General features: G+C 36.1%; 27 protein-coding genes. 16 read left to right on the forward strand and 11 right to left on the reverse strand.

The annotated features are described in order from the left end of the window. The first annotated feature begins 108 nt into the window (after positions 1–108). The 3 genes from MKY26_RS00670 to MKY26_RS00680 all read left to right on the forward strand — a co-directional run bounded on the left by MKY26_RS00670 (position 109) and on the right by MKY26_RS00680 (position 2,246). Entirely contained in the window at positions 109–1,023 is a 915-nt protein-coding gene (locus tag MKY26_RS00670; RefSeq protein ID WP_341091820.1) for a magnesium transporter CorA family protein, read from the forward strand. Positions 1,024–1,084: 61 nt separating this feature from the next. Continuing rightward, positions 1,085–1,603, forward strand: a complete 519-nt coding sequence (locus MKY26_RS00675; protein WP_341091822.1) for an acyl-CoA thioesterase — start codon at positions 1,085–1,087, stop codon at positions 1,601–1,603. 310 nt (positions 1,604–1,913) lie between these two features. Further along, complete coding sequence (locus MKY26_RS00680) at positions 1,914–2,246, forward strand: SCP2 sterol-binding domain-containing protein (protein ID WP_095370103.1); 333 nt, start codon at positions 1,914–1,916, stop codon at positions 2,244–2,246. A 46-nt stretch (positions 2,247–2,292) separates the two neighbouring features. Here MKY26_RS00680 and MKY26_RS00685 read toward each other — a convergent pair whose 3' ends face one another. Next, positions 2,293–2,793 (reverse strand): GNAT family N-acetyltransferase, encoded by a 501-nt coding sequence (locus MKY26_RS00685; protein WP_095370102.1) that lies wholly within the window; start codon positions 2,791–2,793, stop codon positions 2,293–2,295. A gap of 102 nt (positions 2,794–2,895) precedes the next feature. Here MKY26_RS00685 and cls point away from each other — a divergent pair, with 102 nt between their 5' ends. Then, positions 2,896–4,416, forward strand: a complete 1,521-nt coding sequence (cls, locus tag MKY26_RS00690; protein ID WP_095370101.1) for a cardiolipin synthase — start codon at positions 2,896–2,898, stop codon at positions 4,414–4,416. 297 nt (positions 4,417–4,713) lie between these two features. Next, entirely contained in the window at positions 4,714–4,998 is a 285-nt protein-coding gene (locus tag MKY26_RS00695; RefSeq protein ID WP_095370100.1) for a hypothetical protein, read from the forward strand. 112 nt (positions 4,999–5,110) lie between these two features. On the opposite strand, the gene tatC is transcribed toward MKY26_RS00695, so the two are convergent. From tatC to mscL, 6 genes are all read right to left on the reverse strand, one after another. Further along, positions 5,111–5,836, reverse strand: a complete 726-nt coding sequence (tatC, locus tag MKY26_RS00700; RefSeq protein WP_095370099.1) for a twin-arginine translocase subunit TatC — start codon at positions 5,834–5,836, stop codon at positions 5,111–5,113. 22 nt (positions 5,837–5,858) lie between these two features. Beyond that, complete coding sequence (gene tatA / locus MKY26_RS00705) at positions 5,859–6,065, reverse strand: twin-arginine translocase TatA/TatE family subunit (protein WP_095370098.1); 207 nt, start codon at positions 6,063–6,065, stop codon at positions 5,859–5,861. 25 nt (positions 6,066–6,090) lie between these two features. Further along, on the reverse strand, positions 6,091–7,800 hold the full coding sequence (locus MKY26_RS00710) for a GMC family oxidoreductase (protein ID WP_095370097.1): 1,710 nt from the start codon (positions 7,798–7,800) through the stop codon (positions 6,091–6,093). Positions 7,801–7,824: 24 nt separating this feature from the next. Further along, the gene (locus tag MKY26_RS00715; RefSeq protein ID WP_095370096.1) at positions 7,825–8,574 is read right to left on the reverse strand and encodes a gluconate 2-dehydrogenase subunit 3 family protein; all 750 of its coding nucleotides are present in this window, start codon (positions 8,572–8,574) and stop codon (positions 7,825–7,827) included. Between the two features lie 134 nt (positions 8,575–8,708). Next, positions 8,709–9,344, reverse strand: coding sequence for a Bax inhibitor-1 family protein (locus MKY26_RS00720; RefSeq protein ID WP_341091825.1), 636 nt, complete (start codon positions 9,342–9,344; stop codon positions 8,709–8,711). 144 nt (positions 9,345–9,488) lie between these two features. Then, on the reverse strand, positions 9,489–9,917 hold the full coding sequence (gene mscL / locus MKY26_RS00725; protein ID WP_095370094.1) for a large conductance mechanosensitive channel protein MscL: 429 nt from the start codon (positions 9,915–9,917) through the stop codon (positions 9,489–9,491). Between the two features lie 294 nt (positions 9,918–10,211). Between mscL and MKY26_RS00730 the strand changes: the two genes are divergently transcribed. The 4 genes from MKY26_RS00730 to MKY26_RS00745 all read left to right on the forward strand — a co-directional run bounded on the left by MKY26_RS00730 (position 10,212) and on the right by MKY26_RS00745 (position 12,583). After that, positions 10,212–11,291: a hypothetical protein gene (locus MKY26_RS00730; RefSeq protein ID WP_341091827.1), complete on the forward strand. Its 1,080-nt coding sequence runs from the start codon at positions 10,212–10,214 to the stop codon at positions 11,289–11,291. Positions 11,292–11,356: 65 nt separating this feature from the next. Further along, positions 11,357–11,818, forward strand: a complete 462-nt coding sequence (locus MKY26_RS00735; RefSeq protein ID WP_341091829.1) for a hypothetical protein — start codon at positions 11,357–11,359, stop codon at positions 11,816–11,818. Between the two features lie 54 nt (positions 11,819–11,872). Further along, complete coding sequence (locus tag MKY26_RS00740; RefSeq protein WP_322910035.1) at positions 11,873–12,088, forward strand: hypothetical protein; 216 nt, start codon at positions 11,873–11,875, stop codon at positions 12,086–12,088. Positions 12,089–12,229: 141 nt separating this feature from the next. Then, a complete protein-coding gene (locus tag MKY26_RS00745) occupies positions 12,230–12,583 on the forward strand; it encodes a hypothetical protein (RefSeq protein ID WP_341091831.1) in 354 nt (117 codons plus the stop codon). 260 nt (positions 12,584–12,843) lie between these two features. Here MKY26_RS00745 and MKY26_RS00750 read toward each other — a convergent pair whose 3' ends face one another. After that, entirely contained in the window at positions 12,844–14,076 is a 1,233-nt protein-coding gene (locus MKY26_RS00750; RefSeq protein ID WP_322910037.1) for an aminopeptidase, read from the reverse strand. A 198-nt stretch (positions 14,077–14,274) separates the two neighbouring features. Continuing rightward, the gene (locus MKY26_RS00755; protein WP_095373503.1) at positions 14,275–16,368 is read right to left on the reverse strand and encodes a DNA topoisomerase III; all 2,094 of its coding nucleotides are present in this window, start codon (positions 16,366–16,368) and stop codon (positions 14,275–14,277) included. A 310-nt stretch (positions 16,369–16,678) separates the two neighbouring features. Between MKY26_RS00755 and hutH the strand changes: the two genes are divergently transcribed. Next, positions 16,679–18,166 carry a histidine ammonia-lyase gene (gene hutH / locus MKY26_RS00760; protein WP_307319365.1) on the forward strand — a complete coding sequence of 496 codons (1,488 nt, stop codon included), beginning with the start codon at positions 16,679–16,681 and terminating at the stop codon, positions 18,164–18,166. Between the two features lie 52 nt (positions 18,167–18,218). Here hutH and MKY26_RS00765 read toward each other — a convergent pair whose 3' ends face one another. After that, complete coding sequence (locus MKY26_RS00765) at positions 18,219–18,380, reverse strand: hypothetical protein (RefSeq protein ID WP_224935434.1); 162 nt, start codon at positions 18,378–18,380, stop codon at positions 18,219–18,221. Between the two features lie 95 nt (positions 18,381–18,475). Between MKY26_RS00765 and MKY26_RS00770 the strand changes: the two genes are divergently transcribed. The 6 genes from MKY26_RS00770 (at position 18,476) to sinI (ending at position 23,186) form a co-directional block, all read left to right on the forward strand. After that, on the forward strand, positions 18,476–18,853 hold the full coding sequence (locus MKY26_RS00770; RefSeq protein ID WP_095370089.1) for a DnaJ family domain-containing protein: 378 nt from the start codon (positions 18,476–18,478) through the stop codon (positions 18,851–18,853). Positions 18,854–19,059: 206 nt separating this feature from the next. Further along, positions 19,060–19,848: a flagellar motor stator protein MotA gene (gene motA / locus MKY26_RS00775; protein ID WP_095370088.1), complete on the forward strand. Its 789-nt coding sequence runs from the start codon at positions 19,060–19,062 to the stop codon at positions 19,846–19,848. Continuing rightward, on the forward strand, positions 19,845–20,612 hold the full coding sequence (gene motB, locus MKY26_RS00780; RefSeq protein WP_095370087.1) for a flagellar motor protein MotB: 768 nt from the start codon (positions 19,845–19,847) through the stop codon (positions 20,610–20,612). Before motA ends, motB begins: the two co-directional genes overlap by 4 nt. Positions 20,613–20,728: 116 nt before the next feature. Continuing rightward, the gene (locus MKY26_RS00785) at positions 20,729–21,823 is read left to right on the forward strand and encodes a carbohydrate kinase (protein WP_341050311.1); all 1,095 of its coding nucleotides are present in this window, start codon (positions 20,729–20,731) and stop codon (positions 21,821–21,823) included. A 14-nt stretch (positions 21,824–21,837) separates the two neighbouring features. Then, complete coding sequence (locus MKY26_RS00790; RefSeq protein ID WP_095370086.1) at positions 21,838–22,743, forward strand: pseudouridine-5'-phosphate glycosidase; 906 nt, start codon at positions 21,838–21,840, stop codon at positions 22,741–22,743. A gap of 317 nt (positions 22,744–23,060) precedes the next feature. Further along, entirely contained in the window at positions 23,061–23,186 is a 126-nt protein-coding gene (gene sinI / locus MKY26_RS00795; RefSeq protein WP_157733760.1) for a DNA-binding anti-repressor SinI, read from the forward strand. Between the two features lie 157 nt (positions 23,187–23,343). Here the strand turns inward: sinI and MKY26_RS00800 are convergent, their stop codons facing one another. After that, the gene (locus tag MKY26_RS00800; RefSeq protein ID WP_095370084.1) at positions 23,344–23,664 is read right to left on the reverse strand and encodes a helix-turn-helix domain-containing protein; all 321 of its coding nucleotides are present in this window, start codon (positions 23,662–23,664) and stop codon (positions 23,344–23,346) included. Positions 23,665–23,674: the final 10 nt, after the last annotated feature.

A 23,674-nucleotide genomic window follows, 5' to 3' on the forward strand; every position in this document is an offset into this window, starting at 1 on the left:
AAAGTTTATTTCTTGCATGTATTATAATTACCCGTTTTATTTATATATAAACATATGGTTTTGTTATGTTCATTTTCAGGGAATGTTAAAGTAGGAGGGTGAGAATGAATGGATACAAAAGAGATGAATAATTGGCGATGGCTTAATTTTTTTGAACCAGAAGCAAACAAACATCTAGAATTCCCTTTTTATAAAGAAGAGATAGAAATGTGGATTGAGCATATTTCTTCGCAAGAATCAAATCATCTCCATTTGCGATCAACGGAAGGGAAAAGCTACATTTGTGGATCGCTCATCTATGAACAAAAGCTTAATCAACAAAATGAATATAAACTTCTCCATTATTTTCTAACAGAACATGTATTGATAACGAGTGAATTTGAACAGGATAGTCATATTAATGATGATATGATGGAAGCTGAAAATGCAGTTGCTGGTTTCTCTATTCTTTTAGCTGAGATATTAAAGAATAGTATTAAAAGAATTGATGATTTTGAGCTGAAATTAAACGATTTACTTTGGGAAATCAAACAAAAGAACAGTATTGATCGATTAGAAGAAATTTTTCAGTTAAGGCATGAAGTGTTAGTTTGGAAAAACTTTATGATTCCAATTATAGAATTATCGTTTGGTTTGGAAGAAGCATTTTCAAGCGAAATTGTTGAGACAAAGCATTATAAAAATATGAGAAAAAGATTAGAGAGAGGAAGTATGTTAACGAAAGAGTATATTGAAGAAATTGATCACCTTGTACATTTTGAAGAAATGGTATCCTCCCATCGAGGAAATGAAGTTATAAAAACTTTAACAGTTATTACGACATTATTTACACCAATTAGTGCATGGGGAGCTCTTTGGGGGATGAATTTCTCATTTATGCCAGAATTAGATGAGAAATGGGGATACGCAGGTGCATTGGTCATTATTATTCTATCTACTGTAGCTGTCTATATGTTGCTGGTGAAAAAAGGATGGACAGGGGACACACTCAGGCCAAAAAAGAAGAATTCATTTTTTAAATAACGGTAATGAGGTATGATATATAAAGGTATCCTTTGATACTTTTATGAAGGGAGAAAATAGTGTGAGTGAATCAAAGTTTTGTAAAGAATCATATGTTGTAAAAACAAGTATTGTTCAACCACCAGATACAAATGGACATGGGACGCTGTTTGGTGGGAAGTTAATGGCTTATATAGATGATATTGCTGGGATTGCAGCTATGAGGCATTCAAGAAGAGCGGTTGTAACAGCGTCAACTGATTCAGTTGATTTTTTACATCCTATTTACGCTGGTAATGCGGTTTGTTTAGAAGCATTTGTTACATATACAGGCAGATCTTCAATGGAGATATTTGTAAAGGTTATTTCAGAAGATCTTTTAACAGGAGATAGAAATATTTGTGCACTATCTTTCCTTACAATGGTAGCACTTGGTGAAGATGGGAAACCAGCACCAATTCCTAAAATTGTACCAGTGACTGACGAAGAAATGAGCCTATATGAAAGTGCAAAAGAAAGAGCGGAACATAGAAAGCGTAGAAGGAAGGATAGCGAAAAAAGGGCACAAAGCTTTGGAACAGAACTACCGTGGAGAGAATAGATTCCTTTCTTTAGTGTAATAACACGGGTTATATGAATGGGTACTAAAAATAGCTTGCCAATTGGCGAGTTATTTTTTATTTGAAAAGAACTTCCTCATGTAAAATAAGAAAAATGAATAATTATTCATTTTAGGCAGGAAGATTCATTTACCACATAGAATATTAATAAAGTTACTGCGATGAAATGAAAGATACGAGGACAATTAAATACTGAAAAATGGGAATTTTAGATTAACCAATTTCTTTCTATTTTATGTTTGCTTTTCTATGTCCTTGCACAGCTTATTTCTTGATAAGAGGAGGCTTAACATGTCTGTATTACTTGAACTTGAAGAAATGACGGATAAAATGAATAATCAACCAGAGTATATTGTAAATGAAAAAAATAGAGTGTTTCAAGTGGATTTAAAAGAAAGTGGCCCCATTCAAATTGTTTTATGCGATGGAAAGGTAAGTGTAATTGAAGGGGAAGCTGACGATCCTGCGGTTAAATTAAGAATGAGTGATAGTCACTTTTCTAGTCTATTAAAAGGTGATTTAAACACGACGGTAGCGTTTATGACAGGTGGTTTAAAGGTTGAAGGTAATGTTGGGTTAGCATTGAAGCTTCAGGAAATATTAAAAAAATATCAATCTTTATAAGAGGTAATGTTTAAGGCAGGCGTTCAAGTAAACACCTGCCTCAAACTCATTTTAATTGTAAGACCATATGAATTTCATCATAATAATGTCCGACCACTTTTAAAGCACGAGGTTCATGAGCATATGAGCGAAATCCTAGTTTTTTGTATAATTTTATTGCAGGTTGATTATCAGCCATGACAGTTAAATGTAATTGTTCAATAGTCGTACTACCTTGTGCTTTTTCTATGACCGTGTTCATTAATTGTTTTGCCATCCCAAGCCCTCTAAATTCCTCTCGTACAAATAAACCAACGATATGTGCTTTATGGCGCATTTTTAATTTACTTTCATATAACAAAGTGATGATGCCGCCTAATTTACCTTCATGAAAAGCACCGTAAGTGATTGCTTGACTAGAGAGCAATTTCTTTTCGATATCTAGTATTGATTGCTGTACTTCTTCTTCAAAACTAGAGGCAAAACTTTCTGGATGTTCTTTAAGTCCAATGAGACGTATTTGTTTGAAACTTTCGGCATGTTCTTTATGTAAAGGTATGACTTTCATTTTATTCTCCTCAACGTTTATAAAAATTATGATAGAGCTCGTTTCTTTAAATGAAAATTAGGGTACTAATAATAACAGCAACTTACGGGATGGGGCATGGTAATGAAAGGTAGAAGAAGAGTAGAGTTTTTATTTGTATTCATTCTGATGGTTACATTATATATCGGACTTTTTATGGCAACAAGTATAATGACTACGATAATGTGCCTTGTATTTTATAGTTTGGCAATATTAGTGATATGCTATTCCATTATGCTGGAAGATCGAACCCCACAGCATACATTATTATGGATGTATGTAATCGTATTCTTTCCGGTGTTTGGATATTTATTTTATTTATTTTCAGGGCAATTATATATGAAAGGGTATTTATTTAAAAGTAAACGTAGCAGAGATAGAGATGAATGGAAACGCTTAATGCATAGAGAAGAAGAACAAGACATATCATTCCTCCAAGATGGCCAGCTTCGATTTGCGGAATTTGCTAATCATTCATCATTAACTCCGATAAGTACGAAGTCTAAAGCAACCATTTTAAAAAACGGTGATGAAACTTTTTTTGAAATTAAGAGAAGGCTGTTACAGGCAAAAAAATTCATTCATATGGAATATTACATTTTTCGTTCTGATCGCTTAGGAAAAGAAATAATGAAGATATTGATGGATAAAGCCAAGCAAGGAGTAGAGGTGTTATTTATTTACGATGCAGCTGGGAGCTTAACACTGCATGCGGAAGATATCAACCAGATGTTAGATGCTGGCATCCGAGTAAAACCATTCTCGCCTTTAAAGTATGGTTTTTTTAATCAGAAATTTAATTTTAGAAATCACCGTAAGATTATCATCATTGATGGAGAAATCGGCTTTACGGGTGGATTGAATGTTGGAAATGAATATTTGGGTGAAGATAAGCAAATTGGATTTTGGCGAGATACCCATCTTTTATTAAAGGGTGAAGCTGTCTATATACTACACACGATATTTTTATTAGATTGGGAATATGTTGCTAATGAAGAGGTGTTGGATAAATATCGTAATGATAGGAAGCCTATACATAAAAAAGATGATGTGGTAGACGGAGCGCTTCAGGTCGTTGCCAGTGGACCAGATACGCAACAGGGTATTATGGGGGATTTTTATTATTCGATGATTTCGTCTGCTGATTATTCCATTTGGATTGCTACCCCTTACTTTGTACCAGATGAAGCCATTCGTACGGCATTAAGAGTAGCTGCGGCAAAAGGGATTGAAGTGAGAATTCTCGTCCCTGAAATCAATGATAGTTTTTTTACGCAATATGCTAGCCGTTCTTATTTTTCTGAACTTCTTCGCTATGGAGTAGAGATCTATTCATATAAAAAAGGTTTTCTTCATCAAAAAATAATTATTATTGATGGGAATTTAGCCAGTATTGGTACTGCTAATATGGATATGAGAAGTTTCCATTTGAACTTCGAGGTGAATGTTTTTCTTTACGGGACAAGTTCTATTAGAGATTTAGTTGCTCATTATGAAGATGATATGAAAGATAGTTTTAAAATAAGTCCGGTACAGTTTTACAAAAGAGGATTATTAGAAAGAACAAAAGAGTCATTTGCGAGATTATTTTCTGGTGTACTTTAATTCGGAACATTGTTTTGAACTGTTCGTAATCATATGAAAGAATCGGAAGCTGGTTCTTAAATGCAAAAAGAAGAGCATCCATTCTTTCTTTGCTTTTGATATTAAGTTTAACTGGCTAGAATACAGTTAAGATTTATTTGAGAAGTTACATAGGGGAGTAGGTATCAGCTCGAATTGAAACAATAAATAGTAACATTTTTAACGTTGCTAAAATGGTTTCTTTACTTTTAAGCAAATTATTATCGTTTTCACTAACAATCCAATAGAATGGAGATATTAAATATTGGGGGTTCGCCATTGGAACTTATAGCTAGTCTTACTTATATAAAAGTTGTGCGTAAAATTGATTGGAATGTCCAAAAGTATGAGGAAATAGAAAGTGAAATCAAACTTTTCGATGAGAAAATTATATGGAGTGAAGACGAAATAGATATCCAAGCTGTTTTTGATATTTCATTTAGAGAATCGAAAAAAAAGCTAGGTACATTGTATTTACATACTAATCGTGGTGTATATCCTTTTTATATGAAAGATGTACCTAAGCATTTTATAGAGCAATATCGAAATCTAATTAAAAAATAACTAAGATTGGATTCCTCTTCATACAATCCTTGTTCCTTATTAGAGATTATTCCTTCATTTACCTATTTTAAAAATGTCCACGAGAATACTAACGTTTTCACTTATCAATAAACTACCCTTTATTTAACTCTGCGTCCATGACCAATCGTTTTCTATAGCTAATCTTTGAAAGAAACAGTCCAAGTTCATATAGTCCAATTAATGGAAAGAGTACGAGTATTTGTGAGAAAAAGTCTGGTGGCGTAATGAGTGCAGAAACGACAGCAAGCACCACATATGCGTATTTTCTTACTGACTTTAGCATTTCAGGGGATACGACCCCGATATTTGTGAGAAAAACTAGTAATAATGGAACTTCAAATAGAAATCCAAACGGAATAGTAGAAATCAATAAAAATGAGAAATATTCTCGAGCAGTAATCATCATAGAAAAATTACTTTCGCCAAGGTGCATGAGAAAGCCATAAATGGTTGGGAATACAATGAATAAACCAAATGATAAGCCAATGGCGAAACTACAAATAATTCCTGGAATGAACATGATCGAGATTTTTGCTTCTTTATCATTCAATGCAGGTCTAATAAATAGCCATGCTTGAAACGCAATGAAGGGAAGGGAAATGCCGAGGCTAATGCTACCGGCAATCCCTGTGTATAGTCTAATTACATCTAATGGCCCTAGCATGACGAGATCATAGTCATTAGCTAGAATGGGAATAAGGTGGTTAATAAACACTAAGCAAAGGATAAAACAAAAGGTAAAGAAGACAATCGATCGAATGAGCACTTTTCTTAAATCAGTTAAATGCTCCACTAGTGTTTGGTCATTATTCTCCATCTTTACGCCTCCATCACAGATGTTATTTAGATTCCTCTTCATTTTTAGCAGCCACTGTTAATGTTTCCTTGTCGCTATCGTCCATAATTTCTCTTGTCGATCTTTTAAATTCAGCTAATGTTTTTCCGAAAGCTGAGCCAATTTCAGGTAGTTTTTTTGGTCCAAATATAATCAAGGTGATGACAAGGATAATGATTAAACCTGGTATTCCGATATTTGTTAAACCCATTACAAATCAACCCCTTTCCTACTAATTAGGCGAGCATGCCACCTTCTTTGCTATATTTGAGGATACCTTCTGCTGCTCTGAATGCGAGTGCACCGACAGTTGCCGTTGGGTTATAGCCCCCATTATGTGCAAAAGCAGAGGCACCTACAACAAATACATTCTCAGCATCCCACATTTGCAGATAATTATTAACAGCAGATGTTTCCGGTTCAGCGCCCATAATAACACCACCTGTATTATGAGTTGTTTGATATGGCACAATATCATAACTTTCAAGATTCGAACGTTCATTTACTTTATCTGCGCCCATTTCAAGCATAATTTGATCTGCAATTTTGCCGATATAGTTATAAAGCTCTTTATCTTGTTTTGTAAAGTCGTAAGTTAAGCGAAGCAATGGTAAACCATAAGCGTCTTTGTACGTCGGATCAAGGTCCATAAAGTTATGTTGTACAGGCATGGAAGCCCCTTGTGTTCCAATATTGAGTGATCTTGTAAAATACTTGATAGATTGTGCTTTAAACTCAGCTCCCCAGTTTGGTGTACCAGATGGAACGGTATTTGAGCCAATCGGTCGTTTACCTGATTGATTAATGGAGATAGAGCCACCATGGATAAAGTTTAGATCTGAGTGATCGAAGTTATCACCATTATAATCATCAATTGTTGCACCTAATGCTCCTGCCCCCATAAAAGTGTTAAAGCGTTCTTCTTCAAAAAAGCCTGTAGAGCCAGGGAGAATCTGATAACAATAGTTCTTACCAATCACACCAGTCCCGTTTTCCGGGTTATAGGCTTTGCCTATTTTTGAATGTAGAAGTAGTTTCGTATTATTCATGACATAGCTCGTAAGAACGACTGTATCAGCCGGTTGAATGAATTCTTCTTTCGTTAATACATCTACGAATTTCACACCTGTTGCTTTTCCACCTTCATGTATGATTTCAGTTACATTAGCAAAATTGCGTATATCTACATTGCCTGTTTCCATAGCATAAGGAATGACGGCAACAGTTGGGTCTGCCTTTGCACCGTATTCGCAACCAAAACGTTCACAAAATGCGCAATATTGACAGTTAGCAATCTTTGCACCGTACATGTTCTCATATGGTTCACTTAAATTAGCTGAAGGCATATGGTATGGATGCATACCTAATGAGGTTGTTGCATCTTTAAACCGTTTGGTTAATGGTGTCTCTTTCATCGGTGGTGTTGGATATGGATTGGATCGTTCCGGTCCAAAATGAGCCTCTTCACCACTAATACCAGCGACCTTCTCATATTTATCAAAATATGGTTCCAATTCGTCGTATGTAATGCCCCAATCCTGAATTTGTAATCCTTTGATTTTACTTTCACCATATTTTTCAATTGTTTTTGATCGTATTTCAAAATCATAAGGCAAAAAACGGAAGGATTGGCCGTTCCAATGAACACCAGAACCACCAGAACCCTCACCTAATAGGAAAGAACCAAGTTGACGCATGGGAAGGGCCCTTTCCTTTTGGTTATTACGGAAAGTTAAACTTTCCTTTGATAAATCTTGCATTAATTCATAACGAATAGCATAACGAAGCTCATCGTGTACGACATAATAATCTTTCAAGCCTCTTTCTTTACCTCGTTCTAATCCAACAACCTTTAATCCTTCCTTACCAAGCTCGGCAGCAATAATGCTACCAGCCCAGCCCATACCGACGATGACGACATCGGTTTTAGGTAATTTTTCAGCCATTGTATTTCCTCCTATTCAATCCACTTATTTTGTATAAGAATGTAGGGCTTGTGGTTCAATTTCCATAAATTCATCTGATTCAATTTTGTCGTAATAACTCATTTGATGCCCAGGATAGTTTTTCATTTTCCAGCCTTCCATATTAATATTTCCTCCATATGCAGGGTCAGCATATACACCTTCAATCGTGGCTGCTCTGAGAATATTAAAAAAGGTTTTGGATGTTACTCCTTTGAGCTCAACCTCATCATTTTGGAAGGAAGTTAAGATAGCATCTTGTTGTTCGCCTTCCAAGTCAGGGAAATTCTTATCGTGTTTTTCATTAGCCACTTTTTGCAGTGCCTTTATCCCGGTATCAAATACTTCATGTCTCTTAAGAGGGGATTGATAACCTTGGAAGTTAGAGCCTGGAAAGAATGGTCCTTGCATATATTCACGAGCATTGTTCCCCCAAGAACCAGCGAGCGAGTGATCTATATAATAGGCAACGCCTAATTCATCAGCTCCTGGACCGTTATCATCACTTGGGAAAATTCTTTCAGAAGCAGCGACTAAAACGGCAAACATTTCAGGGTTTGTAAAATAAAGAGGTGCTTGTAGATAGCTGGTTCCTTGATGTTCCCCTTGTGTATTTGTACCTTCTTGCTCATCATTCATATTGGCACCAATGAGCCCACCGATAATTCCTCCACCGACAAGTCCACCTGCTACGTATCCAGAGTTTCTAATAAAGCGTCTTCTTGACATTTTCTTTTCAGAGTGTTGTTCTGCCATTGGAAAAAAACCTCCTTTTTTCGTATTATGTTTATAAAGTGTTCCGATTATCCAGATTTATTCATTTTTGGGCATAAAAAAAACGACAGAAAGTAATCTGTCATTGTCGTTCTTCGTTTTTATAATGTTACTTGTTATTTTCTATCTTTCAGTAAACCAATTAGTCTAAGTAAGTTTAAGAAGAGATTAATAAAATCTAAATACAATTTCAAAGTGTAAGTAGGGATTTGACTTTTTTTAATACCGTATTTTTTCAAACGGTTAAAGTCATATAGAATATAGCCACTGAATATGAGAACACCTATAAATGAATATATGAGTAGTGAAGTGTCATCTAATGGCCAAAAGATTCGAATGATAGCAATAATGATAAAGGCAAGTAATGCAATTGATAATATACCGCCTAAAAAACTAAAATCTTTCTTTGTAATAGTGGCATAGCTCGCAATAAAAATAAAAATGATAGTTGTTGCTATGAGTGTCATTAGTATCGTTTGCATACCTATTGAAGACACATATTGATGTAGAATTGGATAAATAGACAAGCCAGATATAAAGGTAAATAAGAATAAGAAAAAGTAGGAAATCCCCTTTTTTCGTCTAAGAAAAAAAGCGATGATTAACATAATTACTTCAATTATCTTGATCGGTAGAAAATACTGGCTTGGAACAACTGTACCAAGAAAGACCCCAATAGTGGCAATAGCAAGAGAAATCATAAAAATAATAATAACACGACGAAAATATTGTTTTTGAATAGATGATGGCATTGGACCACTTCTTTCTATATAAGATTAGCTGTGTGAATAGATGCATGAGCATTTATGTGGCAAATAGGAAAAAGAACAAATGATATGATGAGATGTCTATCATTTGTTCTTTTTGCCACTCATATATATATTCCTAGATTTTATTTAGGACTCATGATTTTGTTTTTTTGTTATATCAAGTGAGTTCTGCTCTTGTTTTTGCAACAAGTCACGAATTTCGATTAGTAATTCTTCTTTTGCATCTTTTTCTGGCGGTTCAGGCGTACTCTCTTCTTCTTTCTTCCTAATTCTTTTATTCATAAATTGGACAAAAAGAAAAATGGAAAAAGCGACAATCAAAAAGTCGAAAACGGTTTGAATAAATTGTCCATATAGTATAACAGATTCCCCAAATGGAGGGGAATAAGAGAGTTTTGTGAAATCGACTCCACCGATAAAGATTCCAAGAATAGGCATAATCAGATCATTCACTAGAGAAGTAACAATTTTTCCAAAAGCTGCCCCTATAATGACCCCGATTGCCAGGTCTAACACATTTCCTTTCATAGCAAATTTCTTAAATTCTTGTAACATAGCAAAAAATCCCTCCAAATCAAAAAGTAGTTCTTATGTTGAATTCTTTAAGAAACATTGTATATAAATATTTAAACATAGTAAACGGGAGAAATCAGGACATTAAGTTTACTTTACGATTATTTATTCTGTTTGTAGTATTGTTTCAGATTTGTTACAATTTAGAATGTCAATAAAGAAATGTATGATAGCTTAAAAATAGAATTGACGACTAGTCTTTCATAAAAAGGACTTTACTTAGAATATTAAGCACTTGGCAAGGGCCAAGTGATTTTTGTTGATAGGGAGATTTAAATGAAGAAATATTTATATATATTAATGTTAACTACTCTCATGTCTGGTTGCATGAATGAGTCAAAGGTGAATAAACAAGAAATGGAGCCAAGTTCAACTGTTGCTCATGAAGCGGATGAAGTAGAAAAACAACAGGTGGCAGTCCTTGAAGAAAATGCCATTTACGAAACAACAATGGTGGATGGGGAAAAAAGTTATGAAGTATATATTTCCTCAAATCAAGATGATAGCAATCAATATTCATTTTTTGTTGCTGAAGAGAACGGCAAAATGGCATATAGCCAAGAGCTTGCCTATGAGAAATTCAATAAAAATAATATCTATTCACTGAATACAAATAAACAAACTCTTATTATATTATCACTTGAAAAGAGTGAGGAAGTATCGTCACTTCGAGTTATTTCAATGGACCAAGGGATATTGAGAGAGGTACCGATTGAAGGTGGAGAATTGCTTAACTTAACAGATAGAAAACTTAAATCCTTAAGTCAAAATGTCCTTCAATCGGCCTATCCGGTTAATCAAAATGAATCGATTTTTCTCAGCTGGGAATTACAAAATGATCCATTAGTCCTTTCACTCCATGATGAAGCAACGGTAACTGAAGATTCTGGTGCTTATCAATCATTATTAGATCAGTCTTGGATGGATATTTGGAGCGAGACGGAAGAAGTGTTTTATCCTTATGAAAATATTGAGTTGACTAAAGAAGTAATTGAAAGAGCGAAAATGGGTATACCTATGGGTGGCCCTTATCCAATTGGTACGAACATAGAAGACATTAAAAAATCTAACCCTTATTACATTCAAGAGGGAATACTTCATGGTCAACAGTATTTAATGTATCCAGAAACAATCTACTACTATAACAGAGAAGATGGGGCTGTATCTACAGTTGCCATCCCAGGGGAAAGATTACAATCTTCATTAGCAGATCTCAAGAAGTTATTAGGAGATCCAGTTAGACAAAAAGAGGAGAACGGTTTAATCTATTCTGAATTTCTTGCTGATAAATATGTTCTTAAAACCTATACGGATGAATCAGGAGAGATCAAGCAAATCTCATTAAGTAAGCAATAAAACATTATATTTTGATCATAGGTAGGCTGCGAAATTTTTAAAAACAAGATAGTAGCAGCCTATTTGTGCTGCCTAAATTCAAAGGATTCTGGCATGGTAAGTCACTCAGAAAGAATAAAGAGAGTGAGCGCTTTGTAAAATGGATTAGCAAGTCATTTAGAGAGAAAAGAGAGAGTGAGCGCTTCGCAAAAAGAGTTTGCAGGTCACTCAGCAAGAAAATAAGAACGGAGCGCTTTGAAAAATGGATTAGCAAGTCACTCAGAGAGAAAAGAGAGAGTGAGCGCTTAGTAAAAGGAGTTAGCAGGTCACTCAGCAAGAAAACAAGAACTGAGTGCCACGCAAAAGGGAACAGCAAGTCACTCAGAGAGAAAGCAGAGAGTGAGCGCTTTGCAAAGGGATTAGCAAGTCACCCAAAGAGAAAGCAGAGCATGAGCGCTTCGCAAAAAGAGTTAGCAGGTCACTCAGCAAGAAAACTAAAACTGAGTGCTTTGCAAAAGGAGTATGCAGGTCACTCAGCAAGAAAATAAGAACTGAGCGCCACGCAAAAGGGATTAGCAAGTCACTCAGAGAGAAACTAGAGCATGAGCGCTTCGCAAAAGGAGTTAGCAGGTCACTCAGCAAGAAAACAAGAACTGAGCGCCACGCAAAAGGGATTAGCAAGTCACTCAGAGAGAAAGCAGAGAGTGACCGCTTCGCAAAAAGAGTTTGCGGATCACCCAGCAAGGAAACTAGAACTGAGCGCTTCGCAAAAGGGATTAGCAAGTCACTCAGAGAGAAAAGAGAGAGTGAGCGCTTAGTAAAAGGAGTTTGCAGGTGACTCAGCAAGAAAACAAGAACTGAGCGCCGCGCAAAAGGGAACAGCAAGTCACTCAGAAAGAAACCAGAACATGAGCGCTTCGCAAAAGGGATTAGCAAGTCACCCAGAGAGAAACTAGAGTGTGAGCGCTTTGCAAAAGGAGTTAGCAGGTCACTCAGCAAGAAAACAAGAACTGAGCGCCGCGCAAAAGGGATTAGCAAGTCACTCAGAAAGAAACCAGAACATGAGCGCTTCGCAAAAGGGATTAGCAAGTCACTCAGAAAGAAAAGAGAGAGTGAGCGCTTCGCAAAAAGAGTTTGCAGGTGACTCAGAAAGAAAACTAGAACTGAGCGCCGCGCAAAAGGGAACAGCAAGTCACTCAGAGAGAAACCAGAGCATGAGCGCTTCGCAAAAAGAGTTAGCAGGTCACTCAGCAAGAAAACTAAAACTGAGTGCTTTGCAAAAGGAGTATGCAGGTCACTCAGCAAGAAAATAAGAACTGAGCGCCACGCAAAAGGGATTAGCAAGTCACTCAGAGAGAAACCAGAGCATGAGCGCTCCGCAATAATCTGTTCCTCAAAAAGCAATATTACTTAGAGTAGTAGGAATAACAATAAAGTATGATTCACAAAAAACAGAATGCTCAGGGGGCGTGCTTGCTCATTCACAAAAGATATTGTATCCCCAAAAAATCACGAAAAGTAGACCCAAACGCTAGCGTTTGGGTCTGAAGAGTGCACACGCAATATTTCTTTGTTAAAATGCCCAATCTCCTTTACGGAATACAGGCTCAGTTGTACCATCTTCAAGGATACCGTCAATATCCATTTCAGAGGAACCGACCATAAAGTCTACATGGGTGATACTTTCGTTTAATCCGTTTGTTTCTAGCTCTTCACTATTCATTTTTTTGCCACCTTCTACACAGAAGGCGTAGGCGCTGCCGATAGCGAGGTGATTCGATGCATTTTCATCAAATAATGTGTTATAGAAAAGAAGGTTTGATTGAGAAATTGGTGATTGAAATGGTACAAGCGCGACTTCACCAAGATAATGAGAGCCCTCATCTGTCTCAACTAGTTGTTTTAAAATAGCTTCGCCTTCCTCAGCTTTATAATCAACTATTCTTCCATCTTTAAAAGTAATGGAGAAGCGGTCAATAATGTTACCACCATAACTAAGTGGTTTTGTGCTTGCGACAGTGCCATTTACACCATATTTATGTGGCACTGTGAACACTTCCTCTGTTGGCATGTTTGCCATGAATTCATGACCGTTTTCATTGACGCTTCCAGCACCAACCCATAAATGTTTTTCTGGTAATTCAATCGTCAAATCTGTTCCTGGTGCGGTGTAATGTAATTTTTTATAACGTTTTTCGTTTAAGTATTCTACTTTTTCATGTAATGTTTGATCATGATCTTTCCATGCTTGGATAGGATCATCTAAATCAGTTCGTGTTGCTTTAAAGATAGCATCCCATAGTAAGTTGACTCGTTCCTCTTCTTTTGCGTCAGGGAACACCATATTCGCCCAAGCTTGAGAAGGTGCGGATATTACTGTCCAGCTTACTTTATCTGTTTGCACAGCTTTACGATATTTTGCTAATGCTTGACCTGATGCCCTTTGGAATGTGCTGATTTTCTCAGGGTCAATTCCTTTCAGTAAGTCAGGGCTAGAAGAGACAATCGCAATAAAAGCTGCTCCGTTTTCTGCTAATTCTTCCGTTTCACGCGCACGCCATTTCGGATACTCTTTAAAGGAATCAATCGGTGCTAATTCATACTTTGTACGAGAAACAATATCATCATTCCAGTTTACAATAACTTGATCAGCACCAGCTTCATAAGCATTTTTTACAATTTTTCGAACCAATTGGGCAGAATCAATAGAAGTATTGATGACTAATGATTGACCTTTTTGAATATTGACACCCACTCTAACTGCTAATTCTGCATATTTGTCGAGCTTTTCTTCAAAAGTACTCATACTATGTACACTCCCTTTGTCAAAAACTTCTTACTTATTGTAACTTTTCTATAGGAAAAAAGAAACTTTTTATCTTTATGACAAGATAGAGGGAAGAACTACACGGTTTACATGGTAAAACATAAGCAAGAAGTTGTTCATGATATAACAAAAAAACTGCCAAAACAGCAAGATTCTTACTGGATTGACAGTGTATGTTTACTCTTTATCTTCCATTGCTTGTTTTAACAAGTCACCAAGGCTCGTACCGAATTGATCATTTTTAGCAGAGTATTTCTGAACAAGCTTTCTTTCTTCACGTTTATTGACTTTTTGTTTCTTATCTGCCGCTTTTTCAACCACATTACATTTGCGACATTGGAAGTATGTGCCAGCTTTCCCGTTGTGAACTTCCATCTTTTTATGACATTGAGGACAACGACGATTAGAAAGCTTTGGATCTTTTCTTTTTCTGAAGTTACAATCCAGACTCGAACAAACGAGGATTTTCCCATCTTTCGTATTCCGTTCTTTTAAGAAAGAGCCGCATTCAGGACATTTCGATCCGGTTAAGTTATGGGCGCGGTAAGATTTATCACTTTTCTTTACTTCGGATACTATTTGCTTCGTTTGTTGTCTAATTTTCTTTAGAAAGTCATCACGTTTTGCTTTTCCATGTGCGATGGCTTCAAGTTCTTTTTCCCACTTAGCTGTTAATGCTGGGGATGTTAATTCATCATTTACAAGATCCATTAACTGCTTCCCTTTTTGGGTGGAATGAAAGCGCCCGTTTTGTCTTTCTACTACTTCTGATGAGATAAGTCTTTCGATAATTTCGGCACGCGTTGCAGGTGTACCTAAACCAAATTTCTCCATCCCTTGTAACAGATCGGCTTCACTTAAGCGAGCAGGGGGCTCTGTTAATTTTTTTATCGTCTCGACTGTATGAACTTGCAGCTGTTTCCCTTGTTGTAACTGATTCAACGCAGTCTTTGAATTTTGTTCATTCGTAGATGAATGGAGCGTTTTAAACCCTAAGTCAATGATATGGGTTTCTTTAGCTACGAACGTTTCACCAGCTATATCTAACTTTAATAGTACACTTTCATATTGATATGGCGGATAAAATAAAGCAAGGAATCGCTTAGCAATGATATCAAATAATTTTTTCTCATCTGTTGATAAATCACTGAGATGTACTCTTTGTTCCGTTGGTATGATAGCATGATGATCCGTCACTTTACTATTATTAAATACCTTTTTGGCTAGTACCTTACCCTTTTTCGCAAGCAAAGGTTTTACTTCTGTACTATAAGAACCAGCAATTGCCTCTAATCTTTCCATCATTGTACTTTCCATATCGCTTGTTAAATAACGAGAGTCTGTACGTGGATACGTTACGATTTTATGTTGTTCGTATAATTTTTGCAGTACAGATGATGTTTTTTTAGCTGAGAAGCCGAATTTTTTATTGGCATCGCGTTGTAGCTCAGTTAAATCATATGGAAGTGGTTGTGCTTCACTTCTTTCTTTCCGAGTAATCGATTGCACTGTTGCTTTTGCTTTTGCTGTTTGTTTTTTAATCGTTTCAGCTTGATCACTATTAAAGATTCGTTTCTCACCATTGTTTTCCCATTCTGTTTCTAATACGCCCACTTTTGCATGAATCATCCAATAATCCTGTGGGGTGAATTTCTGGATTTGTTTCTCACGATCCATAATAAGGGAAAGCGTTGGAGTTTGCACTCTACCAGCAGAAAGAGGTTCTTGATACTTCGTTGTTAATGCACGTGAAATATTTAATCCGATGAGCCAATCTGCTTCAGCTCTGCAAACAGCAGAATCATATAAATTTAAAAAGTCTTTCCCTGGTTTAAGGTTTTTAAATCCTTGTTGTATTGCTCGATCGGTGACAGATGAGATCCAGAGGCGGTGGATTGGCTTTTTCCATTTAATCTTCTCTAAAATCCATCTAGCAACTAACTCACCTTCACGCCCAGCATCGGTTGCGATAATAAAGTCTCCTACATCATTTCGCTTGGAAAGATGCTCGACCGTTTTAAATTGATGACTTGTTTGCTTCATTACCTTGATGCCCATTTTATCAGGAATAATTGGCAGGTCTTCTAGTTTCCATTGTTTGTATTTGCTATCGTAATGTTCGGGCATCTTGAGTTCTATTAAGTGACCAAGCGCCCATGTAACAATATAATGCTTGCCTTCTATATAGTTTTTATGCGACTGATTGCATCCTAATACTCTGGCTATTTCTCTGCCGACACTTGGTTTTTCGGCTAATACTAATGATTTCATATTTTCTCCCTTCCAAAAAAACAATCTCCTAAACTAAAGGGTCGTTAATTATTATAGCGGAAAATGGAATGAATTTATATGGGTTGCTCTAGTGCTTTATTTTGCTAACATGGTAACCAGGTAGAATATGGTAAAAATCAATTGACATGAGTAAGCACCGCTTTATAATATAGATATAAGACAGATCAAATAGGTGAAGTATCATGAACGTAAATAAGAATAATTTTATTTTAATAAAAAGACCCAAGTATCATTTCGGTGATACTCGGGTCTTTTCTTTATTTTGCTAATGTGATAAGGAGGTAATAAGATGATTGAATTAACAGGGGAACACCTGACGATAGAGCAAGTGAAAGCGGTGGTCTTTCACGGAGAAGAAGTTAATATTGCCCGTATGAGTATAGAAAATGTAGAAAGAAGTCATATGGCTGTAAAGAGAATAGTTGCGGAAGGTAAAACTGTATATGGGATTACGACTGGTTTCGGAAAGTTTAGTGATGTTCATATTGATCGCAAACATGTAGAGGAGTTGCAGATCCATTTAATACGCTCTCATGCATGTGGAGTGGGTGAGGAGTTCTCAGAGGAGGTCTCTCGGGCAATGTTATTGTTAAGGGCTAATGCGCTTATAAAAGGGCATTCAGGGGTTCGTCTTGCATTAATTAATAGACTACTTACTTACCTTAATCAACGTATTCATCCTGTCGTTCCTCAGCAAGGATCCTTAGGTGCGAGTGGTGATTTAGCACCACTATCCCATTTAGCACTTACACTAGTTGGTGAAGGTGAAGTCTTTTTCAATGGACAAAAACAAAAGAGCGCAGAAGTACTACAGGCATGTGATCTTACTCCGCTGACTTTAGAAGCAAAAGAAGGTCTTGCGTTGATTAACGGTACGCAAGCTATGACCGCTCAAGGAGTTATCGCCTATATTGAAGCAGAAAACTTAGCTTTTGAAAGCGAAAAGATTGCAGCTATATCGGTAGAAGCATTAAATGGAATAATCGATGCATTTGATCATAAAGTACATGAAGCTCGTGGTTATCCTGAACAAATCGCAACAGCAAAACGAATGAGGTCATACTTAAGTGGTAGTAAGTTAACTACTGTTCAAGGAGAAATGAGGGTCCAGGATGCCTACTCTATAAGATGTATTCCGCAAGTGCACGGTGCTACTTGGCAAGCACTTAACTATGTGAAAGAAAAGCTCGAAATTGAAATGAATGCTGCAACAGATAACCCTTTAATCTTTGATGATGGAGAAAAAGTAATTTCAGGCGGGAATTTTCATGGTCAACCAATTGCGTTAGCTATGGATTTTTTGAAAATTGCGGTTGCTGAGTTAGCGAATATATCTGAAAGAAGAATAGAAAGGTTAGTTAATCCACAACTCAATCAATTGCCCGCTTTTCTTAGCCCAGAACCGGGGCTGCAATCAGGTGCCATGATTATGCAATATTGTGCAGCTTCACTCGTGTCAGAGAACAAGACACTGGCTCATCCTGCTAGTGTTGATTCTATTCCTTCTTCTGCTAATCAAGAGGATCACGTAAGTATGGGAACGATTGGTGCAAGGCATGCCTATCAAATCATAAAAAATGTAAATAAAGTTATCGCAATTGAATTGATTTGTGCTATGCAAGCGGTTGAATTTAAGGGAATAGATAAAATGGCTAATCATACCCGCTCACTATATGAACAAGGTCGAACAATTGTACCAACAATTAACCAGGATCGTATTTTTTCTAACGATATCGAAAATTGCACAGAGTGGCTAAAAATTAAAGCTTATCATTAACTTTTTTTATAAAAAAGGCTGTAAGCCCTAAGGTTACAGCCTAATAAAAATATTAACGGTTTTCACTTTGTTCAATGCGATTTTTAAAGGCTTCTTGAACGACTAAAAACTCCTCGTCTTCTTGAGCTTCAGTTGATTTTTCTTTTTGATATTGTTCATTAAACGCACCTGGATGCTGTTTGTTCTTATGATTAAAATGTTTACCTCTTGACATAGTGAATCGCTCCTTTCCATTTTATATTTCCCTTCATTCGTTAGGGATATGTAACTGCATGGAGTATCATAAGATGAAGATGAGGTGATAATTTAATGGATTTATTCTCAATTTTAGCAGAAGAGAAAATCAAACAAGCGCAAAGACAGGGAGAGTTTGCTCATTTAAAAGGGCATGGTAAGCCTTTACCGAAAGATGAACTAAGCGGGGTACCAGAATCTCTAAGAATGTCTTATAAAATAATGAAAAATGCAGGATATACAACAAAAGAAATTGATCTTAGGAAAGAGATGCTAACAATTGAACAATTAATTGCAAGTTGTGAGAATGAAGAGAAAGAAGGAGAACTAAAAAAAGAGCTGAATGAAAAGAGGTTAAAATTTCAAGCATTGTTATCAGAAAGAAAAGTGGCAACAAACACACAAATTTTCAAAAATTATGAACAGAAAATCGAAAACAAGCTTTTTAAATAACCATACAAAAATGATGCTATTCATTCATTTTTGTGTGGTTTTTTTATGTATATAAACACAAAAAGACAAATAGGATAAAAGACCTTATTAAGTTACTTCAATTACATAGAAATATGTCGAAATAAAACAAAGAAACCAGTATCTGATAAAAAAGTAATGAGTAAAAAGTTTTGAAGTAAGTATTTTTTGAAGTAGGTGTGATAAGGATGGATAAAACAACTTGGATAGGTGTCATATTAGGAATTATTGCAGTTGTGTTAGGTATGTTTCTAAAAGGAGTAGGACTGGGTGTATTAGTAAATCCCGCTGCCGTTATGATTATTATCGTTGGAACAGTAGCGTCTGTTTTAATCGCTTTTCCAGTCTCTGAAGTGAAAAGAATACCTAAAATAATGAGCGTCATATTCAAAGAAAGAGAGACATTACCGATGTCTCAAATTATTAGCCAATTTGCTGATTGGGCTCAGCTTGCACGAAAAGAGGGGTTGTTATCATTAGAAGTAAGAATAAATGAAATCAATGATCCCTTTTTGAAGAATGGTTTATCACTAGCAGTGGATGGACAGAGTGCCGATTATATTAGAGACGTATTAAATGAAGAAATTGATGCAATGGAAGAGCGCCATCAATCGGCAGCGCAAATATTTTCTCAAGCAGGAACATATGCCCCCTCACTAGGTGTATTAGGTGCAGTAATTGGATTAATTGCGGCATTAGGAAATATGAGCGATATTAACGCTTTAGGTGAAGCAATAAGTGCTGCATTTGTGGCAACGATGTTAGGTATCTTTACGGGATATGTATTGTGGCATCCATTCGCAAATAAGTTAAAGAGGAAATCTAAAATAGAAGCTAAACATAAGAGGATGATGATAGAGGGGATTTTATCTATTTTGGAGGGAGAATCTCCACGTGTGATTGAACAAAAACTATCTTCCTACTTACCAGGAAAAGAAAGAAAAGAATTTCTAGATGAAGGAAGCAAAGAATCATGACTAGAAGGAAGAAGAAGAGTCACGAAGATGAGCATGTTGATGAATCCTGGTTACTGCCTTATGCGGATTTACTTACATTATTAGTTGCTTTATTTATCGTCTTATTTGCTTCTAGTGCAATCGATGTTCAAAAGTTCCAAAAAATGTCCACAGCTTTTAATGAAGTTTTTTCTGGAGGTAATGGTGTAATTGATTTTCCTAGCCCAATGCCAGAAGGAAGTATGGCCCCTCAAAAAAAAGAAAGTGTGTCAGCTAGTCAATTGTCTGGTCTATCTGATGAAGAACAAGATACTGAGGAACTTAAAAAGTTAAAAGCCAAAGTTGATCACTATATTATAAGTAATGATATTACTGATAAGTTTGAAACGGAGCTTACAACTGAAGGCCTGCTTGTGACGATTCGAGATAATGTATTATTCTCCTCAGGTAGTGCAGAAGTGAGAACTAGAGATATACAAACAGCAGAAGAAATCTCTGATCTACTTGTGATGAACCCTCCAAGAAATATTATTATTAGTGGCCATACGGATAATATACCGATACGAAATGCTAATTTTGAGTCAAACTGGGAACTAAGTGTAATGAGAGCTGTCAATTTCATGAAAGTGCTTTTACATAATCCAGAGCTTAATCCTGAATGGTTTAGCGCCAAAGGGTTTGGTGAATATAAACCTAAAGAATCGAATGAAACGGTTACGGGAAGAGAAAGAAATCGTAGAGTAGAAATTTTAATACTTCCGAGAGAACTGACAACCAACAGATAAACTTTGAGAAAGTTTATCTGTTTTTTTATGAGAAATAGTATAGCTATAATTAGAATTTGCAGAAATATCAAACTATTGTTTATAATATAGACAAATGTTCTCAGGAGGGGGAGCCATTGAATGAAAAAGAGCAGCAAATTTTAAATTCCATAAAAGATAATCCTTATATTTCACAGTCTGAGCTAGCAGACAGCTTAAGCATTTCTCGTTCTACCGTCGCAGGCTATATTTCCTCTCTTACAAAAAATGGCTATATATTAGGTAGGGCTTATATTTTACCAAAGCAACCATCTATTTTATGTGTGGGCGCTGCCAATATTGATAGAAAATTGCAAGCTGTGGACGGCTTAGAGGAAGGGACATCGAATTCTGCGAAAACTGAACAATCAGGAGGAGGGGTAGCAAGGAATATCGCGGAGAATTTGGCTAGACTTGAAATGTCCGTTTCTTTATTATCTGCTATTGGTGAAGATCACGAAGGTATATGGTTGTTAGATCGCCTAAAGCCACTAGTAGATACAACACCTTCGATAATTATACCTACTTGCCGAACAGGAACTTATACAGCAGTGTTGGATAAAAAGGGAGAAATGAAATTAGCATTATCTGATATGGGAATTAACGATGACCTCGATGTGGAGATAATAGAATCACGATGGGGGTATTTTACTTCGGCTAAAATGGTTGTTCTAGATACGAATTTCCCAAGTGTTATATTGACAAGAGTAATAGAAAAATGTAAACAATTCAACACACCATTATGTATTACAACAGTATCTACATCGAAAATAAAAAGACTCCCTGCTCAACTATTAGGTGTGAGTTTTCTTATTGCCAATAAAGATGAGGCAAGTTTGCTTTCAGGAGTAAAACTTACAAGTGAAGGAGATTACTTTAAAGCATGTGAAATCATTTTAGCAAAAGGTGTAGAAAGAGTGATAATAACGAGAGGGGAAAATGGCCTTGTTTTCGCCACACAAGATGGAGAGGCAGGAGCTATTATGCCCCCTTTTGTTCATGTCGTTGATGTAACAGGTGCTGGAGATGCCTTAGCATCAGGAATTATTTATGCACATCATAAAGGAATGCATATAGAAGATGCTTGTAAAATAGGAATTATCTGTGCAAGTGTAACGCTTACAAGTAAGGAAACGGTTCATCCACAATTAAACCCAAAGAAACTACAACATGCCTTTCAAGAATATTTTTAGAGGAGTTGTTACAAATGAGAAAAGATTGGTTAGATTACTCTGATGAGGTGATCGAAGCAAAAAAACAGTTAAAACCAATTGTCGCACTAGAATCAACAATCATCTCTCACGGTATGCCTTACCCTCAAAATGTACAAACAGCCAAAGAAGTTGAAATGATTATCAGGGAGAATGGGGCAATCCCAGCAACCATTGCTATTATAGAAGGTAGAATTAAAATCGGACTATCAGACGCAGAACTTGAACTACTTGCAACGAACGATTCAATTATGAAAGTTAGCAGAAGAGATTTTCCCTATGTCATTGCAGCGAAGAAACATGGAGCGACAACTGTTGCTGCCACGATGATTTGTGCAGAACTAGCTGGGATTGAAGTTTTTGTAACAGGTGGTATTGGTGGTGTCCACAGAGGGGCAAGTGAAACAATGGATATATCAGCCGATTTGCAGGAATTAGCAAAGACAAATGTCGCTGTCGTTTGTGCCGGTGCTAAATCGATTCTGGATATTAAATTAACAGCTGAATATCTAGAAACATATGGTGTCCCAATCATCGGTTACCGTACAGATAAGATACCCGCTTTTTATACGAGAAAGAGCCCGTATAATGTCAATATTCGTGTAGATGAGATAAAAGAGATTGCTGAAATGATGAAGGTAAAGTGGGGACTAGGCTTAAATGGAGGGCTAGTTATTGCTAATCCAATACCAGAAGCAGATGCTATGAATGAACTGGAAATGAATGAGATGATTGATCAAGCTCTTGTTCATGCAGAAGAAGAAGGTATCTCAGGGAAAGAGATAACACCATTCCTCTTATCTATGATTAAAGAATTAACCGGTGGTAAGAGCTTGGCAGCCAATATTGCATTAGTTAAGCATAATGCCGAAATTGGGGCAAAACTTGCTATGCAATTATAATTCAAGATATAAAAGTATCCAATTTTAAAAATCAAAGAGGAAGCTGAACATCAATCAAACTTTTAAAGGAGGAATTGATGTTCGGTTTTTTTATTTGTAGGTATTTTTTGACTCAAAAGTTCCGATTTTTTCCTCTATTCTACAAGTTTCATTATACACTTGTCGTTTTTTGATTGAAAATGAAGAAAAAAATTAGCAGATTTTAGAATGAACTAGTAGTAAAATGTAAATATCTACAATAGTCTGAAAATAAAGCGGGATTTATTGCAAAATAGGACTAATTGAGAATATGCTTCAAGTCTAAAGGGGGATTTAATTTGGAAAGGTCTTTAGTTATAGAAACACTAGATGAAGAATGGCTTGCCCTTATTGAAGAAGCAAAACAATTAGGTTTAAATAAAGAAGAGGTGAGAATTTTTCTACAAGCTAAAGAAGAGGAATAACATGACATTGAGGCCTCCGAATTAATGAGCTTACAAGATTATGGTTAAAATGGAATAAAAAAAATATAAGAAGAAAAAACCTCCGATAAACGCGAAGATTATCGGAGGTTTCATTCATATCTCTTTTTATCTTTATAGATTCGTTTGTAAGCTTGTCTTATTTATTTCTAGTCTTCCACTTATTAAAGTCGAGAAACTCCCGAAATTCTTCTTTTGAAACCCCAGATTCCATCGCTTCTTTGACTATATTTATCCAATCAGTATCTAATTCTTCTTTATTAATTTGATCATGGATAAGGTGATCAACAGGTACATTGAGTACAGCTGCGATTTTTTCGAGGAATTGAATGGAAGGGTTCGTTTGTAAATTTCTCTCTAATGAGCTTAAGTAGGATTTAGCTACTCCTGCTTGATCTGCAAGCTCTGATAAAGACATTTTTTTCTCTTGTCTTAATGCTTTGACTCGATTACCAATCATCACGTTCACC

The sequence above is a fragment of the Cytobacillus sp. FSL R7-0680 genome (genome assembly GCF_038009245.1).
In the GTDB taxonomy this organism is placed as follows: Bacteria; Bacillota; Bacilli; order Bacillales; family Cytobacillaceae; genus Cytobacillus; species Cytobacillus kochii.